Consider the following 23298-nt stretch of genomic DNA (forward strand, 5'->3'; position numbering starts at 1 on the left):
TCTCCCGGGGGCGACCAGGAGGAGACCACGTGATCGAGCACGAGCTGACCGAACGGGTGTCGCTGACCGGGCCCGACGGCCGGCTGAACCGGGCGGCTGTCGGCTGGGCCCGGCAGCCCCTGGTCGACACCCCCGGCATCGGCGGTCGGGTCTCGTGGGGCCGCAACAAGCGGTGGGAGTACTGGAACGTCATGACGCCGACCCACGTCATCGCGCTCACGGTCTCGTCGCTGGACTACGCCGCGGTGCACGAGGTCTGGGTGCTGGACCGGGCGAGCGGCGAGGCCGTGAAGCACGCCGCGACCGGCGTCCTCGGTGGATCCGCCACGCTGCCCGCGACCCTCGGCGACGGACCTGCGCGGGCCCGGCACGGCAGGCTGACGATCGACATCGACGAGGTCGACGGCGGCACCCGGCTGCGGGGCACGATCCCCGGCGCCTCGTTCGACGTCGTGGCGGCGCGCCCCCCGGGGCACGAGTGCCTTGCAGTCGTGGTGCCGTGGAGCGACACGCGCTTCCAGTACACGGTCAAGGACGTCGCCAGACCGGCGACCGGCGCCGTGACGGTGGACGGCGTGACCGCCCCGGTCCCGGCCGGGGAGTCGTGGGCGGTCCTCGACCACGGCCGGGGACGCTGGCCGTACGACATCGCCTGGAACTGGGGCGCGGGATCGGGGAGCGTCGACGGCCGCACGATCGGGATCCAGGTGGGAGCGCGCTGGACCGCGGGCACCGGGTCGACCGAGAACGCGGTGCTCGTGGGCACGCGGCTGCACAAGATCAGCCACGAGCTCGACTGGGACTACGACCTCGACGACTGGCGGCGGCCGTGGCGCATCACGGGCGGTGGTCTCGATGCCACGTTCATGCCCTTCCACGACAAGCGGTCCTCGACCCAGCTCGGGGTGCTGGCGTCACGGACCGTGCAGTGCTTCGGCCAGTGGGCCGGGACGTTCCGCGACGACGAGGTCGAGATCGCGTTCGAGGGCCTCGACGGCTGGGCCGAGGACGTCCACAACCGTTGGTGACGCGGTGCGTCAGTCCCGGCGGGTCAGCACGAACGGCGTCCCGGGCGCCCGGCGCAGCCCGGGGACGTCCACGAACGTCATGCCCAGCAGCGTGTCGTCGTCCCACGGCCGGAACTCGTCGCGGACCCAGCGCCACGGCCGCGGGGCGTCGCCGGGGTACGTGACCAGCAGCGCAGGTCGCCCGTCCGCGAGGGAGGGGCCGACCGTCGCCGTCATCGGCAGCGTCTCGGACAACCCGGTCCCGTCGGCGCCGCGCAGGAGGTTCACGCCGGTGAGGTGCGCGGCGTCGGCGTCCGTCGGCCGGAACCGCTTGCCGAACCATCGCGGCAGGCCGACGAGGGCCAGCCCACGCGGAGCGACGGTCCGCAGCGGCGCCCCCACGTACGACGCCTCGAAGGTGCCGGTCAGATCGGCCAGGCGGGGATCGGGCAGCGAGCCCCACGCGCGGCGCAGCGCACGCAGCGAATGGTCGTGGATCGTCATGACGTCCTCCCGGCGGGAGCCGCGTCGACCGGCTCGCGGCGCACCCGGTCGGCCGGGGCCGCGGGGAAGCCTGCGGCGAACCGCTCGGCCATCGCCGTGATGGTCAGCGAGGGGTTGACGCCGAGATTGGCCGGGATCGTGCTGGCGTCCGCGACGTAGAGGCCGGGATGCCCGAACACCTCGTGGTGGGCGTCGACGACGCCTTCGGTCGGGTCGGCGCCCATGGCCGCCCCGCCCAGGATGTGCGCCGTCACGGAGAGGCCGCCGAGAGTCTCGCCGAGCAGGTTGAACGGGGTGCCGCCGGACGCCTTCGCGTACGCCCGGGTGACCTCGTTGGCGACCGGCAGGAAGCTCGGGGCCTCGCGGCCTGCGACGGACCGCGAGCGGAGCACGCGTCGCCACGGCCGGAACGGGGAGCGGCGCAGCTCGAATGCGAGCTCGTTGTCGAGGCGCTGCATCACGGTCAGCACGGTCAGGCGTTGCTCGAACCGCCGCGCTCCCATCGCCCGGAGCTGCCGCAGCGGGTGCGCCGCGATCGCCCCGAGGGTGCGCAACGCCCGCAGGCGCGGACGGTGGCCGTCGATGATCGGGCCGATCTGGAAGCGCATGTGCCAGCCGCCGACATAGCGGTTCTGCGTCACGTGGGTGTCCGCGTCGGGGTGGAAGTCGGTCGTGATCGTGGGCCCGTGCGAGAGATCCTGCCCGGCCGGCTGCTGCACCGCGGTCAGCGCCTCGCTGTTGGTGCGCACGTGCCGGCCGAGCTGCCGCGAGACGCGCGGGAGGGTGCCGAGCTCGTCCCGGCAGCGAAAGAGCAGGTCGAGGGTGCCGAGCACCCCCGCGGCCAGCACGACGCGCTGCGCCCGGATCGGGGCCCGGTCGATGCCGCGCTGCCAGGGGTGGGCGACGGCGATCTCGTAGCCGCCGCCGACGAGGGGCGTGATCGCGGTGACGTCGTGCTCGGCCCGGATCTCCGCGCCGTACCGCTCGGCCAGGTGCAGGTAGTTGCGGGTGAGCTGGTTCTTTGCGCCGTACGGGCAGCCGAGCAGGCACTCGCCGCAGAGCCGGCAGCCGGTCCGGTCGGGTCCCTCGCCGCCGAAGAAGGGATCGGGCTCCGTCACGCCCTCGGTGCCGAAGTGGATCGCGAGCGGCACCGGCCCGAACGTGTGCTCGGCCCCCACCGCGCGGGCGGCGGAGCGCAGGTGCTCGTCCATCGGTCCCAGATGGGTGTTGGCGACCCGGCCGAGCATGCGGGCGGCCCGCTCGTAGTGCGGTGCGAGCTCGGTCCTCCAGTCGTCCGCGAGGTGCGCCCACGCGGGGTCGCGGTAGAACGTCTCGCCGGGCTCGAGCAGCACGCCGGCCCAGACGATCGACCCGCCGCCGACGCCGTTGGCGCCGATGATGCCGACGTCCTTGAAGATGCGTTGCCAGAAGAAGCCGCGCATGCCGGCCGCCGGCTGCCAGAGGTACGCCCGGGGGTCCTTGCGGGCGCGCAGCAGGTCGGCGTCGCTGAGCCGCCGGCCCCGCTCGAGGACGATCACACGGTGACCCGCCTCGGTGAGACGGAGCGCGGTCACCGCACCGCCGAACCCACTGCCCCCCACGACCACGTCGGCGTCGAAGTCCGTCATGATGCTGACAGTAGTGGTGTCACGGTGCCACCGGCGTCACGTCGGTCACGATCCCCAGGTGGTCACCCCCGCCCAGCGCGGTCACGACGGCCCGTCGGTCGAGCCGGATCGGTCCGTCCGCGAGCGCGTGGTCCAGCTGGGCACGCGGCCTGGACGCCGGGAACGTGCGGCCGGACACGAGCGGCCGCCACCCGGTCGCCCGCGAGGGCCACGAGCCGGCGAGGTTGAGATCGCCGAGCAGGACCAGGGGCCGGGGCAGCGGCCGCGCCCAGTCGCGGATCTGGCGCAGCTGGCGGACGGCACGGGCCGGCGCGAACGACAGGTGGGTGCTGACGACCGTCAGCGGTCCGGTGGGGCCGTCGAGCACCGCCGCCAGGGCGATCCGCTGCTCGTCCGGCATGAACCAGACACGGGGACGGATGCCCGGCGGCAGGAGGATCGGCAGCCGTCCCCTCGCGGGTGCCAGCCGGAGCTCGTGCTGCGACAGCACCGGCAGCCGGGTCAGCAGCGCGACACCGTAGGACGGCTCGTCCGGGAGCGTCGCCGGTGCCGGGCGGGCGTCGCCCCCGGGGCCGGGCGCGCCGTGCAGCGTCGCGGCGAAGAGCGCGGACCAGGGCGGTCGCCCCGGCACTCGGCAGGCCTCGGCGAGCGCCGCCGCCTGGTCCAGGCCGCCCGAGCGGGGGAGCCGCAGGTCGACCTCCTGGAGCGCCACGACGTCGGCGTCGAGGTCGCGCAGGTCCGTTCCCGTGCGGGCGAGGGAGAAGGTGCCGTCGGCCGTGCGTCCCGAGGCGATGTTGAGCGACACCAGGCGCACGCTGGACGTCGTGCCGGCGTCCGGGGAGTCAGGTGGAGGCATCGGGCCGGGCACCGTCCGTTCTGGGGTGTCGTGCTGCTCGCGTCATCACTACCCGCGAAGGACGATCTCACGCTGCGCTGGCGGGCAGGACGCTCGGCCCGTCGGTACGGTGGAGGCATGGAGACCGTCGAGAACGTCGTGCTGCTGGACGAGTCCGGCCGTGACATCGGCGCGGCGCCCAAGAGCGGCGTCCACCACGACGCGACGCCGTTGCACCTGGCGTTCTCCTGCTACGTGTTCGACGCCGACGACCGGCTGCTCGTCACGCGGCGTGCAGTGGACAAGAAGACGTTCCCGGGGGTGTGGACCAACAGTGCGTGCGGGCACCCCGCGCCGGCCGAGTCGATGCTCGCCGCGGTGTCGCGGCGGGTCCGGCAGGAGCTGGGCCTCTCGGTCGAGCAGGTGCGTCTGGTGCTCCCGGAGTTCCGCTACACCGCCCACATGAACGGCATCCGTGAGAACGAGATGTGCCCGGTGTTCATCGCCCGCTCCGCGGGTGAGGTGACGCCCGATCCCGCCGAGGTCGACGACGCGGTGTGGGTGCCGTGGCGCGAGTTCGCGGCCGACGTCCTGTCCGGCCGTCGCGAGGTCTCGTCCTGGTGCCGCACGCAGGTCGAGGCGCTCGAGGCCCTCGGGCCGGCGCCCGCCCACTGGCCCACGGCCGACCCCACCCGTCTGCCTCCCGCGGTCACGATCTGACATGGCGACCCCGCCGGACGGCGACCCCACCGGACAGCTCGCCCGGCAGCGGTGGTCGGCCGCGCACGGTGGTGTGGACCCGGACGCCTCGAGGTGGATCGGCGGCTGGCTCGCCCTGGTCCACCGCCTGGCCCGCCCCTTGGCGGCCCGGCGCGTCCCACCCGGCGCGATCACGGTCGGCGGGCTGATCGTCTCGGCCCTCGTGCCGGCCGTCGCCGCGGCGCCCGGTGGCTGGCCGATCGCGGCCGCGGCGCTGGCCGTCGTCGCGGGTCTGCTCGACGGCATGGACGGTGCCGTGGCCCGCATGACCGGCACCGACAGCGCGTGGGGGGCGGTGCTTGACGATCTCACCGACCGGCTCTCCGACCTGCTGCTGCTCTCCGCCCTCTGGGTGCTCGGGGCCCCCACGTGGGCGTGCGTCGGGGCGGGTGCGCTGACGCTGCTGCTGGAGTCGCTGCGGGCCTCGGCCCGCGCGGTCGGGATGACCGGCGTCGGGGCACTCACGGTGTGGGAACGACCGTCGCGCATCATCGTCGTCGCGACGGTCGGCGGGCTGTGCGGCCTGGCGCGCGTCGCGGAGGACGTCGTCGACGTGCCCTCGGATGCCGTCGAGGTGCTGGCCGGGACCGGCACCGTGGTCGCCGCAATCCTCGCGACGTGGTCGATCGCCCACCTCGCGTTCGTGGCGCACCGCAGCCTGGGGGTCAGCAAGGCCCCACGAGACCGCTGACGATCTCGGCCGACAGCATCACGAGCGGCAGCCCACCCCCGGGGTGGGAGGAACCGCCCACCAGGAACAGCCCCGGGACGGGCGAGCGGTTGGCCGGGCGCAGGAACGCCGACCGGGGTCCGTTCGACGAGGAGCCGTAGATGGCGCCGCCGCCGGTCAAGGTGGCCCGCGCGAGGTCGGCGGGCGTCCGCACCTCGCGCCAGCGGAGATGGGGTCGCACGTCGAGACCGCGGCGCGCCATGGTCTCGAGCACGTGGTCGGCATAGTCCGCGGCGAGCCCCGGCGCATCCCAGTCCACGCCACCGTGCGGGTCGTGCGGTGCGGCGTTGACCAGGACGAACAGCCCCTCCCCTCCCTCCGGCGCGAGGGCGGGGTCGTGCGGCGACGACACGTACACGGTCGGCGCCTCCACGGGACGGCGTCGCGAGCGCGGGCCGAGGACGCCGTCGAACTCCGCGTCGTAGTCGTCGGTGAACAGCACCCGGTGCGAGCGGTGCTCGTGGGGCAAGGCATCCGTCGCGAGGAGCAGCACGAACCCCGACAGCGACCGGGCGTGGTCCAGGCGGGTCGCGGTCCGGCTGGCCCACCTGGCCGGCGGGACGAGCCGGCCGTACAGTTGGGCGGCGTCCACCCCGGCGACGACGACGTCGGCGGGCAGCAGCTCGCCGTCCGCGAGCCGGACCCCGCTGACCCGGCCGCCCGCGGTCCTCACCTCGGCGACCTCGGTGGACAGCCGCAGGGTGGTGCCGCGCTCGACGGCACGGTCGCGGACCGCCTCGGCGATGCGGTGCAGGCCCCCCGGGACGTGCCACGAGCCGTGCACCTGCTCGACGTACGGCACCGTGGCCAGGGCGGCCGGGGCCCGGCGTGGGTCCGATCCGGTGTACGTCGCGTAGCGGTCCAGCAGCTGCCGCAGGCGCGGATCGGTCAGGTACGACGCGCCGAGGCCGCGGAGCGTCTGCCACGGGGCGACGTCGCGGACGTCGGTGAGCCTGCGGGAGAGCCGGGCCATGTCGGCGAGCGTGATGGGCGACTCCAGGAACGGCTCGTGCGTCGCGTCCCAGATGCGCCCGGCGCGGCCGAGGAATGCGGTCCACTGGGCGCCGCTTCCCGGCCCGAGGGCGCCGTCGAGCGCCGCGGCGATCGCGGAGACGTCGCCGGGCATGTCCAGCACGGTGCCGTCGGGGAAGCGGTAGTGGCACGCGATCTCGAGCCGCTCCAGCGTCAGCACCGACGACAGCGGGTCGCCCGTGGCCGCGAACAGGTCCTCCAACACGTACGGCATCGTCAGCAGCGAGGGTCCGGTGTCGAACGTGAAGCCGTCGCGCCGGAACGTGCCGAGCTTGCCGCCGACTGCGTCCGACTGCTCCAGGACGGTCACGTCGTGGCCGGCTGCGGACAGCCGGGCGGCCGCCGCGAGCCCGCCGAGGCCGGCCCCGATGACGACGACGCGGCTCATCGCGCGCTCCGGGGGTCGGTCACGGGGCGGCCCTTCCAGCGCAGGTCGCCGCGGGCGCGGCGCCGGAACGAGTCGATCAGCAGCCCGTCGAGCAGCAGCACCGAGAGCGGATGGAGCCACACGTCCGGGGTGGTGCGACCACGCGTGCGGCGGGCCACGAGCGCCCGTCCGGCGACGGCCGCGAGGTAGCCCAGCAGCCCTGTGCGCGATCCGCGCAGGGCGGCGGCGGGCGGAACGACGTACGCCAGGGCGAGCCCGCCGGCGACGACCGCGGCGCCCGGGCCCGACCCGAAGGCGGACCACAACGACTTGGCGTAGCCGTCCCGCAGCGCGGGCCAGCCGTCGTACATGCGGCACGTCGCGACGCTGCTGCCGTCGGCCACGACACCGCGCCCGCCGGAGGCCTTGACCGCCCGCAGCAGCGCGATGTCCTCCAGCACCTCGTGGCGCACCGCGGCGTGACCGCCCGCGCGGCGGTAGGCGGCCGCGTCGACGCACAGCAACTGTCCGTTGGCGGCGCCGAGGGACGGGCGGGGCGAGCGCTCGGCGAGGCGCAGCGGGAGGGTGCTCATCCACGACCACTGCAGCAGCGGCTGCACCAGGCGCTCGGACCAGGTCACCGCCAGCTGCCGGGGATACGGGCACACCAGGTCGAGCCGGGCCGACCGGAGCAGGCCGACCGTCGCGGGCAGGCACGTCGCGGCCACCGTGACGTCGGCGTCGACGAGCACCAGGACGCTCGCCTGCTCCGGAGCGGCCTCGGCCAGCTGATGGCACGCCCACGGCTTGCCGAGCCAGCCCTGCGGCAGGGGTGCGCCGGTCAGGAGCGTGACCCTGGGGTCGGTCGCGGCGACCGATCGCACGAGGTCGGCGGTGGCATCGGTCGAGCCGTCGTCCAGGACCAGCACGTCGACGGGTCCCGCGCACCGATCGGCCGAGCGCAGGAGGCTGCGCAGGCATGCGACGACGACGTGGGCCTCGTCGCGGACGGGCAGCAGGACCGCGACGTGCTCGCGGGTGGGGGTGCCCTCCTCGTCGGGCACGCGCAACGTTCGCAGGTTGCGCAGCACCAGGGCGAGGGACCCGAGCGACAGGGCCGTCCCGGCGCGCACGGCCGGACCGGAGCTCACGAGCCGGCCCGGCGGCGGTGCCGTGCCAGCAGCACCGCGAGCGGGATCGCGACGGTCCCCATGAGCAGTCCGCCGACCAGGGCGACGGGTGGACGGCCGAAGAACGCCGCGTGCGCGAGCACCGACGAGGCGTACGTCCACAGGAAGACGGTGAGGGGCAGCAGGTCGCGGTCGGTGGTCACTCCGGGGCGGCGGGCCACGACTCGGTCGAGGGCCGCGCACATGAGGACGGCGACCACGAGCCAGCCGGCGAAGTTGGTCAGCGGGATGTCCTCGACGCCCGGCAGGGACGGGGTCGGGTCGTCCCAGCGCCAGTGGCCGGCGTCGACCATCTGCGGGTCGAGGAACACGTCCCACGTCGTGAGGGCCCATCCGGCGATCAGCGGGACCAGCAGACGACGCGAGCCGGCGAGCCGGCGCGCGGCCACGAGCGCGGGATAGGCCATCATCAGCCAGGCGAGGGGGACGACCGCGGGGACGCCGAGCACCTCCGGGCCGAGGGTGCCGGTGTAGTCGTAGGAGCCGAACGGCACCCCGGTGTGGACACCGACCGCCTCGGCGACCAGGCCGCCCCCGCCCGCGACGACGAGCAGGCCGAGCGCCGACGTGCCGCCGCGGGTCGCGGTGACGTGGACCAGCGCGGCCGCCGACAGCAGCACGACGCTGAGGATCGTGAGCCGGTTGCTGCCGCCGTCGGTGAACGGGAACACCATCTGGGTGAGGATCGCCGCGCCCCCCAGCGCCCACGCGAGCAGAAGGGCGGGGGGCGTCCCGGTGCGGTCGGCGACGAACGAGGACGGCGTCACGGAGCCACTCCCCGGTAGGTGCCCTCGATCTCGGCGATCGCGAGCCGGGCGAACAGCTCCTCGGCGTACCAGCCGGCCGATGCGGTGCGCCGCACCACCTCGAGGTGGGGTGACCGGCGGTAGGCGAAGTCGACGAGCGCGTCCGAGGACTCCCACAGGCTGAACGTCCCCTGCAGGCCGACCGGTGCCTCGCCGATGCCGAGCGACATCCGCAGGCCGGGCGATCCGCGCAGATCGCTCGAGACGGCAGGGACCGCGCGCCAGAACGTGGCCGCACGGCGTACGCGCAGCCGGGCACGGGTGATTGCGGCGACCGGCCCGTCGTGCCGCTCGGCCGGGCCCGGCGCGAACGGCTCGGCGCCCGACCACGTGCCGCGCGACGACAGCGGCGACATCACGACCCGCAGCCGCTCGTGGGCGAGGGCGTCCCACCCGCGGACGAGGCGCCCGGACTCGAAGGCGGCCGCGGACTGCTGGTCCTCCCACACCGTCAGCGTCGCCCAGTGGTGCGGATCTGCGTCCCGGACCGTGAAGGTCTCGCCGGAGCCGGTGCCGAGCAGCTTGGCGAAGCGGAGGCCGGGGGTGCCGCGCAGCCCGATCCGGTCGCGGCCCATCCGCCAGAGCGCGGACGGCACCGACCGGGTGCCCCACACGTGCAGCACCGCGACCGCGCTCATCGGGGGTTCCCCGACGCGGCACGGAGGCGGTCGTCGGCCTCGACCGTGACGACCCAGCCGACGAGCACGACCAGGTGCAGCAGGAACAACCAGAACCCCACCGCGACCACACCGCCCACCACGTCGAGGCCGCCGAACGGGACCCCCAGGTCGATCGGGAGCGACAGGAACAGCAAGAAGCCCTGCAGGAAGCCCGCGAGGAACGACGCGGTGGCGAGGGCGCCGACCAGGGCCGAGCTCCAGTGCAGGTGCCCGGGGGCCACCTGACGGAAGATCCACGCCAGCGCCGGGGTGAGGGCCAGCCACGTGATCGTGAACTCGACGACGATCAGGAGCAGACGCGACCACAGGCCCTCGCGCGACGCGAGGTCGATGGGCCCGGGGGCGAGCCGGACGACTGCGATCGACAAGAAGGGCAGCAGGATGAGCAGCGGCAGCATCGAGAGCCGTGCGCGCCAGCCCGTGAGGCGCTCGTTCGCGGGGAGCAGCGAGAGGCAGCCGCGGCGGATCCCCTCGCCGTAGAAGCTCGCCGGGAACACGGTCACGATCGCGCCGACCAGGCCGAGGTTCGCACCGGCCGACACGAGCGTGGCGAACGGTCCGCGCGCACCCATGTCGGGCGGCACGAGTGCCTGCAGGTCGAGCAGCCGGGCCTCGGCGTCCGAGCTGTCGCCGAACCAGGTCGTCGACCAGCACGCGAGCAGCAGCCACGGGACGATCGCGATCCCGGCGAAGTACGTGAGCTGGGCAGCCGACACCGACACGTCACGGCGCCCGACCGTGCGTCCGGCCGATCGCAGTGTGTCCACAGCCGTGGTCGCGATCCCGGAGGACCTGCCTGCCCGCTCCGCCGCCATCACCTGCCCATCCTCCCGCACCGTGCAGGTGCGCGCATGGCGCTGACTCGGCTCGCGGCCACGCTCCATCGCCGGGAGACTGTAACCTCCACGAGCAGATCGACGGAGGTGCCCCGATGGAGTCCTGGACGTATGCCGGGATGCTGCTGTTCGTCCTGGTCGCGACCCTGCCGCTGGAGCTCGTGCTGCACACACGGATCTACACCCGTCCGCTCCGCCTCGGCCTCGTCCTGCTGTGCGTCGCACCACCGTTCATCCTGTGGGACGTGCTCGCGACCCGCGCGGGGCACTGGTCGTTCGACCTGTCCCGCACGTGGGGCGCGACGGTCGGCGACCTCCCCGTCGAGGAGCTGATGTTCTTCTTCGTCGTACCGGTCGCCTCGGTGATGACGCTCGAGGCCGTCCGGGCGGTGCGCGGCTGGACCGTCGGCGACGAGCCGCAGGAGGTCGAGCGTCGATGACGCACACCGAGGTGTCCCTGGTCGCGGTGCTCGCGACGATCGTGCTCGATCTCTGGATCCTCCGCACCCGGCTGCTGACCCGCCGGGTGTTCTGGGTGTCCTACGCGATCGTGCTGTTCTTCCAGCTGCTGACCAACGAGTGGCTGACCTCGCGCGGCGTCTTCCGCTACGACCCTGACGCGATCCTCGGATGGCGTGTGGGTCATGCACCGGTCGAGGACTTCCTGTTCGGATTCGCCCTGGTCACGTGGTCGATGTGCTGGTGGACGTGGTGGGGCCGTCGTGGTGTGCAGGCCGGACCCTTCGGCGAGCGCGGGCGGCTGCGACGAGGCGGGGGCCCGCGATCCGCAGACGTCGAGGACGCGACACCGTCACGCGCTGATTGAGCACGTCGTGGCCGGCCCTCTCGACCTCGTCGAGGATGCCGCCGTAGAGGTGGAACGCGGTCCAGACGCAGTCGCGGCTCGTGGGGTCGAGCAGGTCGATGCCCGGAGCGGCCCGGGCGTACAGCTCGCGGGCGCGCTCGACCTCGAACTGCACGAGGTTGCGGACCTCCGGTCGCACGGGCCCGGGCCGCAGGTCGCGCGGGTGCACGCCGAACGCGTCGAGGTCCTCCTGCGGCAGGTAGACCCGCCCCCGGACCAGGTCCTCGGCGACGTCGCGGATGAAGTTGGTCAGCTGGAACGCCTCGCCCAGCAGCTGCGCGTGGTGGTGGGCACGGTCGTCGACGACCCCGAGCACCGGCACCATCTGCAGCCCGATCACGGCCGCGGAGCCGTACATGTAGTCGCGCAGATCGTCGTACGTCTCGTAGGAGGAGACCGTGATGTCCTGGCGCATCGACTGCAAGAAGGCCTCGACGTACGCCACGGGGATCCGGTAGCGGCTCATCGTGTGGCCGGCCGCCGCGGCCACCGGATCGTCCGATCCGCCGGTCCTGACCGCGTCGAGGAACGCATCGCCCCAGGCCACGAGACGATCGGGATCGGGTGCGGTCAGCGAGTCGACGAAGTCGTCGGCATAGCGCGCGAAGCCGTACAGCGCATGGACGTGCGGGCGCTTGTGCGGCGGCAGCAGCAGCGTCGCGAGGTAGTAGGACTTGCCGTGCTCGGCGTTGAGCCTGCGGCACGTCTCGTACGACGAGCGCAGCGACGGGTCGTGGATGCCGGCGGCGTCGAGCTCGCGGGCGCTCACGGCCAGGTCCTCGAGCGGTAGCCCGGCTGCGGGCCGGTGATGCGCTCGGCCGCGAGCCGTCCCGAGACCAGCACCATCGGCACGCCGACGCCCGGCGTGGTGCCCGAGCCGGCGAAGACGACGTTCTCGCCCCAGATGTTGCGGGGACGGAACGGGCCGGTCTGGCCGAACGTGTGCGCGGCCGCGAAGGGCGCCCCGCGCTCCATGCCCTGCGCTTGCCAGTCCAGGGGGGTCGTGGCGTGCTCGACCTCGATCGCGTCGCCGAAGCCGGGGTAGCCGCGCCGCTCGAGCGTCTCGATGACGTGCTCGCGGTAGCGCGGCTCGAACGTCCGCCAGTCGATGTCGGCGTCGAGGTTGGGGGTCGGGAACAAGACGTAGTAGCTGTGTCGTCCGGCGGGCGCGAGGCTCGGGTCCATGTGGGTCGGCACCGACACGAGCAGCGAGGGATCGCTCATCACCCGACGCTCGTCGATGAGCTCGGTGAACACCCCCTGCCACGACTCGCCGAACGAGATGTTGTGCAGCGCGCCGGGGTCGTAGTCCACCGTGGAGCCCGCCAGCAGGAGATAGCACGAGGGTGAGTAGGACAGTCGCGCCACGCGTCGCGGCGTTCGACCGAGGAGATCGCGCCAGGCGACCGGCAGATCGGGCGTCAGGACGACTGCGTCGCACGCGATGCGCTCACCGTCGGTGGTGTGCACGGCCGTCGCGCGCTTGCCGTCGAGCTCGACCCGTTCGACCGTCGTGCCGTACCGGAACGTCACGCCGTGCTTCTCCGCCGCACCCGCGAGGGCCTGCGGGACCGCGTGCATGCCGCCCCGGGCGAAGAAGACGCCTGCGACCGAGTCCATGTAGCTGATGACGCTGTAGATCGCGAGGGCGTCGTAGGGCGACAGGCCCGCGTACATCGCCTGGAAGCTGTAGACCTTTTGCAGCCGCGGGTCCTTGAGGTACTGCGCGACCTTGGGAGCCAGCTTGCGGAACCCACCGACCGCCGCGAGGCGCGCGAGGTTGGGGGTGGCCACCGACAGGGGGGAGTCCATGTTGGTGTCGATGAAGTCCCGCATCTCGTAGCGGTAGACCTTCTCGAGCCATGCGGTGAAGTCGCGGAAACCCGCCGCGTCACCCGGACCGCACACCTCGCGGATCTCCTGCTCCATGCGTGCGGGGTCGGCATGGACGTCGATGCGGGAGCCGTCGGGGTACGTCGCGCGGTAGAGCGGGTCGACCGGGACCAGGTCCAGCCAGTCCTCCATCTGCTCACCGACGCAGTCGAAGGCGTCCGCGATGAGATCGGGCATCGTCAGGACGGTCGGCCCGGTGTCGAACGTGTAGCCGCCCGTGCGGACCACGCCGGCCCGGCCGCCCGGCTCGTCGTCGCGCTCCACGACCGTGACCTGGCGGCCTGCGCCGGCGAGGCGGAGCGCGGCGGAGAGGCCGCCGAGGCCCGCGCCGACGATGACGACGTGATCGGTGCTGCCCTTCACGGTGCGCATCAGGCGGCCCGTCCTGCGATGCGCTCGGCCAGCGCGGCCAGCCCGGACGCCGTCGGCTCGGGCACGTCACTGGCGCGTATCGCGTCGACACCGCGGGACGTGAGCTCGGCGATACGCTGCTCGGCCAGGTCGAGGGCGCCGGTCTCGACGAGGATCTCCTGCAACGCGGCCACCCCGTGGGCGTCCAGCTCGCGGTTGCCGAGGCCCGCGTCCAGGCGCTCGCGGCCGGCCCGGTCGGCGCGGTCCCGCGCGACCAGCACCAGCAGCGTCTTCTTGCCCTCGCGCAGATCGTCCCCGACGGGCTTGCCGGTGCGGGTCTCGTCGCCGAAGACGCCCAGGACGTCGTCGCGCAGCTGGAAGGCCTCGCCGATCGGGAGCCCGTAGGCGGAGTAGGCGCCGAGCAGCTCGGGCCCGGCCCCCGCGGACGCCCCGCCCAGCATGAGGGGGTGCTCGACGGTGTACTTGGCGCTCTTGAACTGCAGCACGGTGCGCGCGGCCTCCACGGTGGTGTGGTGGCGCGACTGCTCGAGCACGTCGAGGTACTGCCCGGCCACGACCTGGGTGCGCATCAGGTTGTAGACCCGGCGCGCGGCGGCGCGGCGGGTCGGGTCGAGCAGGCTGCCGTCGAGCAGCTCGTCGGACCAGGTCAGGCACAGGTCGCCGATCAGCAGTGCCGCGCCGTGGCCGAACTCGACCGCGTCGCCGAGGAGGTCGCCCTCGCGGTGCAGCTCCGCGAACGTCGTGTGGGCGGTCGGCACCCCGCGCCGCGTCGCGCTGTGGTCCATGAGGTCGTCGTGCACGAGCGCCGCGAGGTGAAAGACCTCGAGGGCCGCGGCGGCGTCCACCGCCTCGTCCGAGACGGGTGTGCCGGTGCCGTGCCAGCCCCAGTAGCCGAACGAGGCGCGCAGCCGCTTGCCGCCGCGGGACATGTCGCGCAGGACCCGCGCGACGGCCTGCAGGTCGGGGCTCACCTCGAGGAGCACGCGCGACCGTTCGGCCAGGAAGGCGTCGAGGCGCCTCTCGACGCGCGTGAGGAAGGCCGCCGCGGACACGTCCTCACGGCGATCCGCCGCGGCGTGCTCAGCAGTCGCGGTCATGGGCTTGGTGGTCCGACACGTGCGTGGTCCCTCGTTGATGGGCGGGGGCACTCCTGGGCTTGGACAAACCTGGGTGTGCCCGGTCACTACGTCCATCCTCAGGGAAGCCGACGAGTCCTGCCCGGTGAAACTGTGCGGCCCGCATGACGGGACGTCGCGCGGGGTACTGGACGCCCATGTCCGCAGACGTGAGGAAAGCGCCGGTGCAAGAGCCCCCGTCACCCTGGGGAGGGCTGCTCATGGGCATCGGTCTCGGTGGTTTCGTCGACGGGATCGTGCTGCACGAGATCTTCCAGTGGCACCACATGCTCACCAATCACGAGTCGGACAAGACGCTCTCGGGGCTCGAGCTCAACACGGTCGCCGACGGCTTCTTCCACGTCGCGACCTGGATCTTCGTCGTCGCCGGCTCGGTCGTCATGCTCCGGAGCTGGCGGCAGGGCCGGATGTCGCCGAACCTGCCGTTCCACCTCGGCCTGCTGCTCGGGGGCTGGGGGCTGTTCAACGTCGTCGAGGGCATCGTGGACCACCACGTGCTGAAGGTCCACCACGTCCGCGACGACCTCGGCGGTCCGCTGTCGTGGGACCTGGGCTTCCTCGCGTTCGGCGTGCTGCTGATGGTGGTCGGATGGTTGCTGTACCGTCGCGGCCTGGCGCGCATGCAGCGACGGATCGCGCAGCGATAGACCCGTTCCTCGCGGCCGCCGCGAGTGCGGCAGCCGGCTCGACCCGTGGGACTGAGGAGTGACATGAGGCGCGTGGGAGTCGTGGTGGGGATGGCGATGCTCTCGAGCCTGTTCGGGTGCGGCGGTTCCGCGGGCTCGGACGGCTCCGGCTCGGACGCCTCGAAGCGCGCCGACACCACGCGAGCGGCTGCGAGAGAGGCGTTCCCGGCGGTCGGCGAGGCCGTGGAGGCCGCGAGCTTCTCCGGGTCCGGTGGGGGACGGTGGGCGATCTGCGGCATGCAGCCGAGCCCATCGGGAGCCGAGTACGTCGCGGAGATCGCGATCACCCAGACCAACACGGGGTCGTCGGAGCATCCCGACGGCATCGAGTCGGCCCTGACCTCGACCGGGTGGACGATCGACAACCGGACCGGCGAGGTCGTGGAGGCGTCGAAGGACGGTCTGACGTTCCGAGCCCGCTACGGCTCCGGCGGCATCAACCTCTCGATCCGGAGCGGCTGCGTCGACGCCTCCAAGGACGTCGTCGCCAAGCTGACGGACGAGCCGGCGGACAAGCTGGGCGTGGCGCCCCCGTCCTGAGCCGTCATCGGACGTAGCCCCGCAGCCCCCCGACGCACGATGAGGGTTCGAGGTGCCGGGAGCACCTGCGAACCCTCATCGTCGAGCGTGGCGGAGGATAGGGGATTCGAACCCCTGAGAGCTTTCACTCAACCCGCTTTCCAAGCGAGCGCACTAGGCCACTATGCGAATCCTCCGTCGACGAGGTTACCGGTCGGTCATGGCTCCCGACCAATCGGGCTGGCGCCAGCCGTCCGCGCGGGCCGTGGGCGTCCCGGATTGGGGCGGCGGACGTGCCATCCGTATGATGGGGGCAGCCCCTCGCGTGGCGACATCTCACCCAACTCCCCCAGGGCCGGAAGGCAGCAAGGGTCAGTGGGCTCTGTCGGGTACGCGAGGGGTCCTTCATGCCCGCAGGGGCCCGCTCACCCCACCAGGACGGCGTCCTCGTCGGCGACGGGCTCGTCCTCGGCCCGGCGAAGTGCGGCCCAGGCCGCGAGCGCACCGGCCGTGACGAGCGCACCGGCGACGACCAGTCCCAGGCGGTAGCCGCTGAGGAAGGCGTCGAGCGGCATCCCGCCGTCACCGAGCACCGCGTCCTGACGGCTGGTCACGAGGACGCCGATGATCGTGATGCCGAGCAGGCCTGCGAGCTCCCGCGAGGTGTTGAAGACGCCCGAGGCCACGCCGGCCTGGTCCTGGGGCATGACCCCGAGCACCGTGGCGGTCAGCGGGATCGTCAGCCCGCCGCCGATGCCGATCGCGATGAAGCTGGGCATGAGGTCGAGCATCGACGCGTCCTGGCCGAAGAGCGCGACCGAGGCGATCGCGACACCCATCAGCGCCATGCCGAAGGTGACCGAGCGGTGCGCGCCGAACCGGTGCGCGACGGCCTCCGAGCCGGCCGCGGAGACCGCCATGAACAGGGCCATCGGCACGAACGTCAGGCCCGCTTTGGTGGGGGAGAAGCCGAGCACGCCCTGCAGGTACAGGGACGTGAAGAAGTAGATCCCGAACAGGCCGAACGCCCAGAGCATCAGCGACACCAGCGCGCCGGAGAAGACCCGGTCGCGGAACAGCGCGAGGTCGACCATCGGGTCGTCCACCGCGAGCTCGGCGGCGACGAACCAGGTGGCGGCGACGGCGGCGACGGCGAACGTGGCCAGGATCTCCGGCGAGCTCCAGCCGCGGCCGTTGCCCTCGATGAGGGCGAAGGTCAGGGTGGTCAGCGAGATCGTGGAGGCGACCAGGCCCCACAGGTCGAGGCGGCGCTCGACGGGATCGCGCGACTCCGTGATCGACCACATCGCCAGGCCGGCCGTGATGACGCCGAGCGGGACGTTGATGAAGAAGATCCACTCCCAGGCGACGTGCTCGCTCAGGACCCCGCCCAGCAACGGCCCCGCCGCCAGGGCGAGCGCGCCGACGGCACCCCAGATGCCGACCGCGACATTGCGCTCGCGCTTGTCGGTGAACGTCGCGGAGATGATCGCGAGGGTGGTCGGGGTGAGCAGCGCGGCACCGACTCCCTGGACCGCCCGGCTGGCGATCAGCGTCTCGACGTTGCCGGAGAGCCCGGCCGCGAACGAGGCGAGGGTGAAGATGCCCAGCCCGATCAAGAAGACGCGGCGGCGGCCGAGCAGGTCCGCGAGGCGTCCACCGATGAGCATCAGGCCGGCGAACGTGAGGATGTACGAGCTCACGACCCACTCCATGCCTGCGGTGCCGAGGTCGAGATCGTCCTGGATGACGGGGATCGCGACGTTGATGATGTTGTTGTCCAGGTATGTCATGAACGTCGCCAGCGCGACGGCCACGAGGGCCCAGATGTTGCGGCGGTCGGCCATGACCACTCCTTTACGTTGTAAATGTACGTCGTAAAGGAGCGAAACATATATGCCGTATAGTTGTCAATGTGAAGGCGAAGAACTCTTTGAACCGTGAGCTGGTCGTCGAGAGCGCGCTGCGCATCGTGGACGCGTCCGGCCTCGAGGCGCTGACGGTGCGCAAGGTCGCTGACGAGTTCGGCGTGACCCCGATGGCGCTCTACTGGCACTTCTCCAACAAGGAGGCGCTGCTCGACGCGGTGGGCGACGCCGTCGTGGCCGGGATGGGTCTGCCCGACCCGGATCTCGGCCTCGAGGGATATCTCCGCGACGCCATGACGGCGCTGGTCGACGCGATGCGCGAGCACCCCCACGCGACGCCGCTGGTGCCGCATCGCCTGCTGATGGTGGAGGCCGGTCGGGATCTCACCGAGATGACGCTCCGCAAGCTGGTCGACGAGGGGTTCGCGATCGACAAGGCCGCGGCCGTCGCCCACTACGCGCTGATGATGTCGATGACCCTGGTGGTGGGCGAGCCGGGCAAGGAGACGACGGTCAAGCCGGCTGATCGCGACGAGGCCCTTGCGGCCAAGATGTCGCTGCTGCAGTCGCTGCCCGAGGACAGCTACCCACTGCTGCGCGCCGCGGCACCGTCCATGGTCAATTGCGCGGACTCCGACGACTACTACGGCTCGGCGATCGACATCTTCGTCGCCGGGGTCATGGCCGAGGCCCGCGCGCTCGCGACGTCCTGATCCTGGTCCGGACGCACCAAGGGCGGTGACCCGCTCGCCCCCGGTCTCCGGAGGACGAGCGCGCCACCGCCCTGGTGTCAGGCGATCAGGACCGCCGTGGGCTCACGGCAGAGGATCGACGACGCCGTGGTCGTCCAGTGTCGCTGACAGGGCCGCGAGGTGGTGCCGACCGTCGCCGAGCGCGTGGTCGATCGCGGTGAGGCGCGACATGTAGTGACCGACGCTGTACTCCGCGGTCATGCCGATGCCACCGTGCAGCTGGATGGCCTCCTTGCCGATGTGACGACCGGCCTTGCTGACCTGCAGCTTGGCGCGCGAGGCGGCCTCGAGCGCATCCGCGCCCTCCCCGCCGTCGAGCAGGACCATCGTCGCCCACGTCACCGTGCTGCGGGCCAGCTCGAGCGACACGTACATGTCGGCCGCGCGGAACGTCAGCGCCTGGAACGTCATCAGCGGGACGCCGAACTGCTTGCGCGTCTTGAGGTACGCCGTCGTCTCCTCCAGCGCCGTCGCCATGGCGCCGATCGCCTCGTGGCCGTACGCGATCTGCGCCGCCGCGACCGAGGCCGCGATGGCGGCCGACTGATCGGCTCCGGGCTCGCCGAGCGGGACCGCCGGCGTGCTGTCGAGGCCGATGTGGGCCGCGCGACCGCCGTCGAACGTCGAGTACGACGTGCGGGTCAGGCCCGCTGCGTCGGGCGTCACCAGGAACAGCCCGGTGCCACCCTCGACCGCCGCGCTGACGATGAGCAGGTCGGCGCGACCGCCGCCGAGCACCGGCTCCTTGACGCCCGTGAGCGTCCAGCCGTCGCCGGTCGCCGTCGCGGTGACGCCGCGGGCGTCCTCGCTGTAGCGGGCGCCCGGCTCGGTGTGCGCGAACGCCGGGACGAGCGATCCCTCGGCCAGGGCGCCGATGATCTCGGCGCGCTGCGAGGCGGTGCCGGTCGCCGCGACGAGGCCGCCCGCGAGGACGACCGCCTCGACGTACGGCTCGGGGGCGATGACGCGCCCGATCTCCTCGGCGACGATCGAGACCTCGACGGGTCCGGCGCCGAAGCCGCCGTCCTCCTCCGCGAACGGGAGGCCCAGGGCGCCCATCTCGGCGAGCCGCGACCAGGTCTTCTCGTCCCAGCCCGGATCGGTCTTGGTCACCTGGCGACGCGTCTCGGACGAGTCGTAGGCCTTCGAGAGCAGCCCGCGCACGGCATCGCGCAGTGCTGTCTGCTCTGAGTCCAGTGTGAAGTCCATGTCAGCCCCTCAGTCCCAGGATCGTGCCGGCGATGATCTGTCGTTGCACCTCGTTGGAACCGCCGTAGATCGACGCCTTGCGGTAGTTGAGGTAGTTGGGCGTCGCGGTGCGGGCCAGCTCGGGGACGTCCGAGCCCTCGCCGGCGCCGGTGGCTAGCGAGTCCGGCCCGGCCAGGTCGACCCACAGCTCGGTCACGGCCTGCTGCAGCACCGTGCCCTGCAGCTTGAGGACGGACGAGGCGGGGTGCGGCTTGCCGTCGGCCGAGTGCGCGACGACGCGCAGCGCGGTGAGCTCGAGGGCCAGGAGATCGTTCTCCAGGTCCGCGATCTCGGCGGCGATCAGCGGGTCGTCGAGCAGCGAGGTGCCGCCGGGGCCGGCCGTCTTGGCGTACTCCTTGGCCTCGGCCAGGGCGCGCTTCGTCGAGCCCACGGGGGCCACGCCGACGCGCTCGTTGCCCAGCAGGAACTTCGCGTAGTCCCAGCCCTTGTTCTCCTCGCCGACGAGGTTGGCGACCGGCACACGGACGTTGTCGAAGAAGACCTCGTTGACCTCGTGACCGCCGTCGATCAGCTCGATCGGGCGGACCGTCAGGCCCGGCGACGTCATGTCGATCAGCAGGAGCGAGATGCCGGCCTGCTTCTTGACCGTGGGATCGGTGCGCACGAGCGTGAAGATCCAGTCGCCGTACTGGCCGAGGGTCGTCCACGTCTTCTGGCCGTTGACCACGTACTCGTCACCCTCGCGGACCGCGGTGGTGCGCAGCGACGCGAGGTCGGAGCCGGCGTCGGGCTCGGAGAAGCCCTGTGACCACCAGATGTCGAGATTGGCCGTCTTGGGCAGGAAGCGCTCCTTGATCTCCTGCGAGCCGAACGTCGCGATGACCGGTCCGATCATCGAGGCGTTGAAGGCGAGCGGCGGCACGACGCCGGCCAGCTGCATCTCCTCGTGCCAGATGTGGCGCTGGAGCGGCGTCCAGTCCTTGCCGCCCCACTCGACCGGCCAGTTGGGAACGGCGATCCCGGCGGCGTTCATCGCCTGCATCGAGCGGACGATCTGGTCCTTGGACAGCTCGCGGCGGGCAGCCACGGTGTCCCGGATGTCCTGGGGAATCTGGGTGGTGAAGAACTCGCGCATCTCCTCGCGGAATGCGACGTCCTCGTCTGACAGCTGAAGTCTCATGGGTCTCCTCAGGGGGTGCCTACTGGCGCGTAACGTTCATACCACCTGACTGGTCATCTGCGCTTGGCGCGGGCTCTGAGGGGCCCCACCAGACGGGGGCCGGCGAGGCGCTGCTCGAGGCGCCGGGCCTCGCGTCGCACGGGCTGAGCGACGTACTCGCCGAGGATGACGCCGGCCGCGAGCGAGATGGCGATCGCGGCGGCGGTGATCATCGCGAGGATGCCGGCGTAGTTGTCGGCGGCCAGCATCGAGAGGCCGCGGTAGATCGACAGTCCGGGGAGCAGCGGGACGATCGCGGCGACGACCACCACGAGCGGCGGCACGCGGCACCAACCCGCGACGGTGAACCCGACCAGGCCGATGAAGACCGCGGCGAGTCCGGCGGGCCAGGCGCGCCCCACGTCGTGGTCGGCGAGGAACAGGTAGATGCCGGCGGCGACCCCGCCGACGGCCGCGATCGGGACGATGCTGCGGCGCGGGGCGTACGCGGAGTAGGCGAACGCGCCGGCGGCGATCGCGGCACCCGTGACCATCAGCGGGAGGCGGGACAGGCCGGCGACGCCCGGGTCGAGGGTGATGTCGACGCCGAGCAGGCCACCCACGGTCAGGCCGCCGCTGACGCCGACGATGATGCCGGCGGTCGACATCATCACCTCGAGGATGCGGGCGACCGCGGTGACGTAGAAGCCGGTCAGCGCATCCTGGATCGCGCCGATGAAGCCGAGCCCCGCCAGGAGCATCACGATGCTCGCGGTGATGACGAGCGACGGGTCGACGTCGAGGTCGATCGCGCTCGCCGCGACCGCCATCAGGGTCGCGAGGAGCCCGCCGGCCACCTGGGCGTAGAAGAACGGCAGCCGCAGCCGCGAGAGATAGCGCTGGAGGATCTCGATGCCGCCCGACGCCGCCGCTGCGATGAGCGTGACGAGCCAGTCGCCGCCGATCAGCAGGGCGATCCCCGCGCCGATGAGCGCGTACGACACGGTCACGGCCCAGCGCGAGGTGTGGTGGCCGGTCGACGCGATCCGGGCGACCCGCGTCCGCGCCTCGTCCAGGTCGATGTCGTCCCGGAGCAGGTCGGTCACGACCTGGTCGACGTCCGTGAGGTCCTCGAAGTCGGTCTCGCGGTGCGTGACGTGGCGGGTCAGCGAGAACGCCGGCTCGTCGAATGCGGCCTGGTAGGAGATCTCCAGTGTCGTGAACGTCACGTCGACCTGGGCCTGCCGCAGACCCAGGTGGTGGGCGATCGACGACATCGTCGCGGTGACGTCGGCGGCACCCGCACCGTTGGACAGCAGCATCTCCCCGACCCGTAGGGCGAGGTCGAGGGTGCGCTGAATCTGGCGAGTGTCGTCCACGCCATCCATACTGTTGGACGCGCACGGCCGAGTCCAAAACGAGGAGTCAGATGAGCACCTGGAAGGCCGACGAGCTCGGCGACGGCTACGAGAGGCGCACGATCGCCCTCGGCACCGATCCCGACGGCGAGGGCACGATCGAGGCCACCTTGGTCCGGCACACGCCGCCGCAGGACGTCCGCGCGGCCGTGCTGTACGTCCACGGCTTCAGCGACTACTTCTTCCAAAAGGAGCTGGCCGAGTTCTTCACCGAGCGCGGCTACGCGTTCTACGCGCTCGACCTCCGCAAGTGCGGGCGTTCGCGGCGTGAGGGGCAGACCGGGCACTACGTGTCCGATCTCGCGATGTACGACCAGGAGCTGAACGCCTCGCTCGCGATCATCCGCGACGAGACCGACGGCAAGCCCGTCGTGCTGTCGGGCCACTCGACCGGCGGCCTGATCATCCCGCTGTGGCTGGACCGGCTCAACCGTCGTCCGGGCGGCTCGAAGGGCGCCGGCATCGCGGGTGTCATCCTCAACAGCCCGTGGTTCGACCTGCAGGGCAAGGCCTGGATGCGCACGATCGGCACGCGGGGGATCGGGCTGGTCGCGAAGGTCCGGCCCAAGGACCTCATCAAGCTGCCGCCCACCAATGCGTACGGCACGAGCCTGCACGTGACCGCGCACGGCGAGTGGGACTTCAACACGGTCTACAAGCCGCTCGAGGGGTTCCCCGTCTCGTACGGCTGGCTGACCGCGGTGCGCCGCGGCCAGGCCCAGCTGCACCGGGGGCTCGACGTGGGTGTGCCGTCGCTGGTGCTGCGCTCGACCAGGACGAAGTTCGCGCGGGAGTACTCGCCGGCCGTCGACGAGGCCGACGCGGTGCTCGACGTCCGTCAGATCGCCCGCTGGTCGGGCTGCCTCGGCGACTCCGTGACCGTCGAACCGATCGAGGGCGCCCGCCACGACGTGTTCATCTCCAAGGAGGAGCCGCGCCGGGCCGCGTACGACACGGTCGACCGCTGGCTGGCGGCCCACGACCTCCCAAGCTGACTGACCCCCGCCCAGATCTGCGGACTTCTGCACGCAATGCGGCACGGATTCC

23 protein-coding genes, 1 tRNA gene, 1 other RNA gene and 1 pseudogene are annotated in these 23298 nt (G+C 72.3%); 10 read left to right on the forward strand and 16 right to left on the reverse strand.

What is annotated here, in order from left to right; genetic code table 11:
• Nucleotides 1–29: 29 nt before the first annotated feature.
• Nucleotides 30–1028 (forward strand): DUF2804 domain-containing protein, encoded by a 999-nt coding sequence (locus tag GEV26_RS01320; RefSeq protein ID WP_208431003.1) that lies wholly within the window; start codon nucleotides 30–32, stop codon nucleotides 1026–1028.
• Nucleotides 1029–1037: 9 nt separating this feature from the next.
• Here the strand turns inward: GEV26_RS01320 and GEV26_RS01325 are convergent, their stop codons facing one another.
• From GEV26_RS01325 to GEV26_RS01335, 3 genes are read right to left on the reverse strand one after another with little or no spacing between them, the layout of a single operon-like run.
• Nucleotides 1038–1511, reverse strand: coding sequence for a hypothetical protein (locus GEV26_RS01325; RefSeq protein WP_153651397.1), 474 nt, complete (start codon nucleotides 1509–1511; stop codon nucleotides 1038–1040).
• On the reverse strand, nucleotides 1508–3139 hold the full coding sequence (locus tag GEV26_RS01330) for a GMC oxidoreductase (RefSeq protein WP_153651398.1): 1632 nt from the start codon (nucleotides 3137–3139) through the stop codon (nucleotides 1508–1510). The genes GEV26_RS01325 and GEV26_RS01330 overlap by 4 nt, the downstream gene beginning before the upstream one ends.
• Nucleotides 3140–3158: 19 nt before the next feature.
• Nucleotides 3159–3995, reverse strand: coding sequence for an endonuclease/exonuclease/phosphatase family protein (locus GEV26_RS01335; RefSeq protein WP_153651399.1), 837 nt, complete (start codon nucleotides 3993–3995; stop codon nucleotides 3159–3161).
• A gap of 117 nt (nucleotides 3996–4112) precedes the next feature.
• Here GEV26_RS01335 and idi point away from each other — a divergent pair, with 117 nt between their 5' ends.
• Together idi and GEV26_RS01345 are read left to right on the forward strand one after the other, a co-directional pair.
• A complete protein-coding gene (gene idi, locus GEV26_RS01340; protein WP_153651400.1) occupies nucleotides 4113–4694 on the forward strand; it encodes an isopentenyl-diphosphate Delta-isomerase in 582 nt (193 codons plus the stop codon).
• Nucleotide 4695: 1 nt separating this feature from the next.
• A complete protein-coding gene (locus GEV26_RS01345) occupies nucleotides 4696–5424 on the forward strand; it encodes a CDP-alcohol phosphatidyltransferase family protein (RefSeq protein WP_153651401.1) in 729 nt (242 codons plus the stop codon).
• Here the strand turns inward: GEV26_RS01345 and GEV26_RS01350 are convergent.
• From GEV26_RS01350 to GEV26_RS01370, 5 genes are read right to left on the reverse strand one after another with little or no spacing between them, the layout of a single operon-like run.
• The gene (locus GEV26_RS01350) at nucleotides 5399–6883 is read right to left on the reverse strand and encodes a phytoene desaturase family protein (RefSeq protein ID WP_153651402.1); all 1485 of its coding nucleotides are present in this window, start codon (nucleotides 6881–6883) and stop codon (nucleotides 5399–5401) included. The genes GEV26_RS01345 and GEV26_RS01350 overlap by 26 nt on opposite strands.
• Nucleotides 6880–8013: a glycosyltransferase family 2 protein gene (locus tag GEV26_RS01355; RefSeq protein ID WP_153651403.1), complete on the reverse strand. Its 1134-nt coding sequence runs from the start codon at nucleotides 8011–8013 to the stop codon at nucleotides 6880–6882. The genes GEV26_RS01350 and GEV26_RS01355 overlap by 4 nt, the downstream gene beginning before the upstream one ends.
• Complete coding sequence (locus GEV26_RS01360; RefSeq protein WP_208431004.1) at nucleotides 8010–8819, reverse strand: carotenoid biosynthesis protein; 810 nt, start codon at nucleotides 8817–8819, stop codon at nucleotides 8010–8012. The genes GEV26_RS01355 and GEV26_RS01360 overlap by 4 nt, the downstream gene beginning before the upstream one ends.
• Complete coding sequence (locus GEV26_RS01365; protein WP_153651404.1) at nucleotides 8816–9496, reverse strand: monooxygenase; 681 nt, start codon at nucleotides 9494–9496, stop codon at nucleotides 8816–8818. Before GEV26_RS01365 ends, GEV26_RS01360 begins: the two co-directional genes overlap by 4 nt.
• Nucleotides 9493–10353 (reverse strand): YhjD/YihY/BrkB family envelope integrity protein, encoded by an 861-nt coding sequence (locus GEV26_RS01370; RefSeq protein ID WP_194839929.1) that lies wholly within the window; start codon nucleotides 10351–10353, stop codon nucleotides 9493–9495. The genes GEV26_RS01365 and GEV26_RS01370 overlap by 4 nt, the downstream gene beginning before the upstream one ends.
• 116 nt (nucleotides 10354–10469) lie before the next feature.
• On the opposite strand from GEV26_RS01370, the gene GEV26_RS01375 reads away from it, so the two are divergent.
• Complete coding sequence (locus tag GEV26_RS01375) at nucleotides 10470–10814, forward strand: lycopene cyclase domain-containing protein (protein WP_153651406.1); 345 nt, start codon at nucleotides 10470–10472, stop codon at nucleotides 10812–10814.
• Nucleotides 10811–11200: a lycopene cyclase domain-containing protein gene (locus GEV26_RS18020; RefSeq protein WP_153651407.1), complete on the forward strand. Its 390-nt coding sequence runs from the start codon at nucleotides 10811–10813 to the stop codon at nucleotides 11198–11200. The genes GEV26_RS01375 and GEV26_RS18020 overlap by 4 nt, the downstream gene beginning before the upstream one ends.
• Before the next feature lie 28 nt (nucleotides 11201–11228).
• Here the strand turns inward: GEV26_RS18020 and GEV26_RS01385 are convergent.
• The 3 genes and pseudogenes from GEV26_RS01385 to GEV26_RS01395 form a co-directional block, all read right to left on the reverse strand.
• Nucleotides 11229–12008: pseudogene (locus GEV26_RS01385) on the reverse strand (phytoene/squalene synthase family protein); the annotation flags it as partial.
• Nucleotides 12005–13504 (reverse strand): phytoene desaturase family protein, encoded by a 1500-nt coding sequence (gene crtI, locus GEV26_RS01390; protein WP_208430707.1) that lies wholly within the window; start codon nucleotides 13502–13504, stop codon nucleotides 12005–12007. The pseudogene GEV26_RS01385 and the gene crtI, both read right to left, overlap by 4 nt.
• Nucleotides 13504–14601, reverse strand: coding sequence for a polyprenyl synthetase family protein (locus GEV26_RS01395; protein WP_153651409.1), 1098 nt, complete (start codon nucleotides 14599–14601; stop codon nucleotides 13504–13506). Before GEV26_RS01395 ends, crtI begins: the two co-directional genes overlap by 1 nt.
• A 203-nt stretch (nucleotides 14602–14804) precedes the next feature.
• Between GEV26_RS01395 and GEV26_RS01400 the strand changes: the two genes are divergently transcribed.
• Nucleotides 14805–15287, forward strand: a complete 483-nt coding sequence (locus GEV26_RS01400) for a DUF2243 domain-containing protein (protein WP_208431006.1) — start codon at nucleotides 14805–14807, stop codon at nucleotides 15285–15287.
• A gap of 63 nt (nucleotides 15288–15350) precedes the next feature.
• The gene (locus tag GEV26_RS01405) at nucleotides 15351–15866 is read left to right on the forward strand and encodes a hypothetical protein (protein WP_153651411.1); all 516 of its coding nucleotides are present in this window, start codon (nucleotides 15351–15353) and stop codon (nucleotides 15864–15866) included.
• A gap of 88 nt (nucleotides 15867–15954) precedes the next feature.
• Here GEV26_RS01405 and GEV26_RS01410 read toward each other — a convergent pair.
• A tRNA-Ser gene (locus GEV26_RS01410) sits at nucleotides 15955–16042 on the reverse strand.
• Between the two features lie 115 nt (nucleotides 16043–16157).
• Between GEV26_RS01410 and ffs the strand changes: the two genes are divergently transcribed.
• Nucleotides 16158–16254: signal recognition particle sRNA small type (gene ffs, locus GEV26_RS01415), an RNA gene on the forward strand.
• A gap of 16 nt (nucleotides 16255–16270) precedes the next feature.
• On the opposite strand, the gene GEV26_RS01420 is transcribed toward ffs, so the two are convergent.
• Complete coding sequence (locus tag GEV26_RS01420; protein WP_153651412.1) at nucleotides 16271–17692, reverse strand: MFS transporter; 1422 nt, start codon at nucleotides 17690–17692, stop codon at nucleotides 16271–16273.
• 68 nt (nucleotides 17693–17760) lie between these two features.
• Between GEV26_RS01420 and GEV26_RS01425 the strand changes: the two genes are divergently transcribed.
• Nucleotides 17761–18426 carry a TetR family transcriptional regulator gene (locus GEV26_RS01425; RefSeq protein ID WP_153651413.1) on the forward strand — a complete coding sequence of 222 codons (666 nt, stop codon included), beginning with the start codon at nucleotides 17761–17763 and terminating at the stop codon, nucleotides 18424–18426.
• Nucleotides 18427–18528: 102 nt separating this feature from the next.
• Here the strand turns inward: GEV26_RS01425 and GEV26_RS01430 are convergent, their stop codons facing one another.
• Genes GEV26_RS01430 through GEV26_RS01440 form a run of 3 tightly spaced genes read right to left on the reverse strand, consistent with a single transcriptional unit; the run spans nucleotide 18529 to nucleotide 22221 of the window.
• On the reverse strand, nucleotides 18529–19674 hold the full coding sequence (locus GEV26_RS01430; RefSeq protein WP_153651414.1) for an acyl-CoA dehydrogenase family protein: 1146 nt from the start codon (nucleotides 19672–19674) through the stop codon (nucleotides 18529–18531).
• 1 nt (nucleotide 19675) lies between these two features.
• Entirely contained in the window at nucleotides 19676–20854 is a 1179-nt protein-coding gene (locus GEV26_RS01435; protein WP_153651415.1) for an acyl-CoA dehydrogenase family protein, read from the reverse strand.
• 53 nt (nucleotides 20855–20907) lie between these two features.
• Nucleotides 20908–22221, reverse strand: a complete 1314-nt coding sequence (locus tag GEV26_RS01440) for a threonine/serine exporter family protein (RefSeq protein ID WP_153909591.1) — start codon at nucleotides 22219–22221, stop codon at nucleotides 20908–20910.
• A 41-nt stretch (nucleotides 22222–22262) separates the two neighbouring features.
• Here GEV26_RS01440 and GEV26_RS01445 point away from each other — a divergent pair, with 41 nt between their 5' ends.
• Nucleotides 22263–23246, forward strand: a complete 984-nt coding sequence (locus GEV26_RS01445; RefSeq protein WP_153651417.1) for an alpha/beta hydrolase — start codon at nucleotides 22263–22265, stop codon at nucleotides 23244–23246.
• The last annotated feature ends 52 nt before the right edge of the window (nucleotides 23247–23298 follow it).

The organism is Aeromicrobium yanjiei (assembly GCF_009649075.1).
GTDB classification, from domain to species: domain Bacteria; phylum Actinomycetota; class Actinomycetes; order Propionibacteriales; family Nocardioidaceae; genus Aeromicrobium; species Aeromicrobium yanjiei.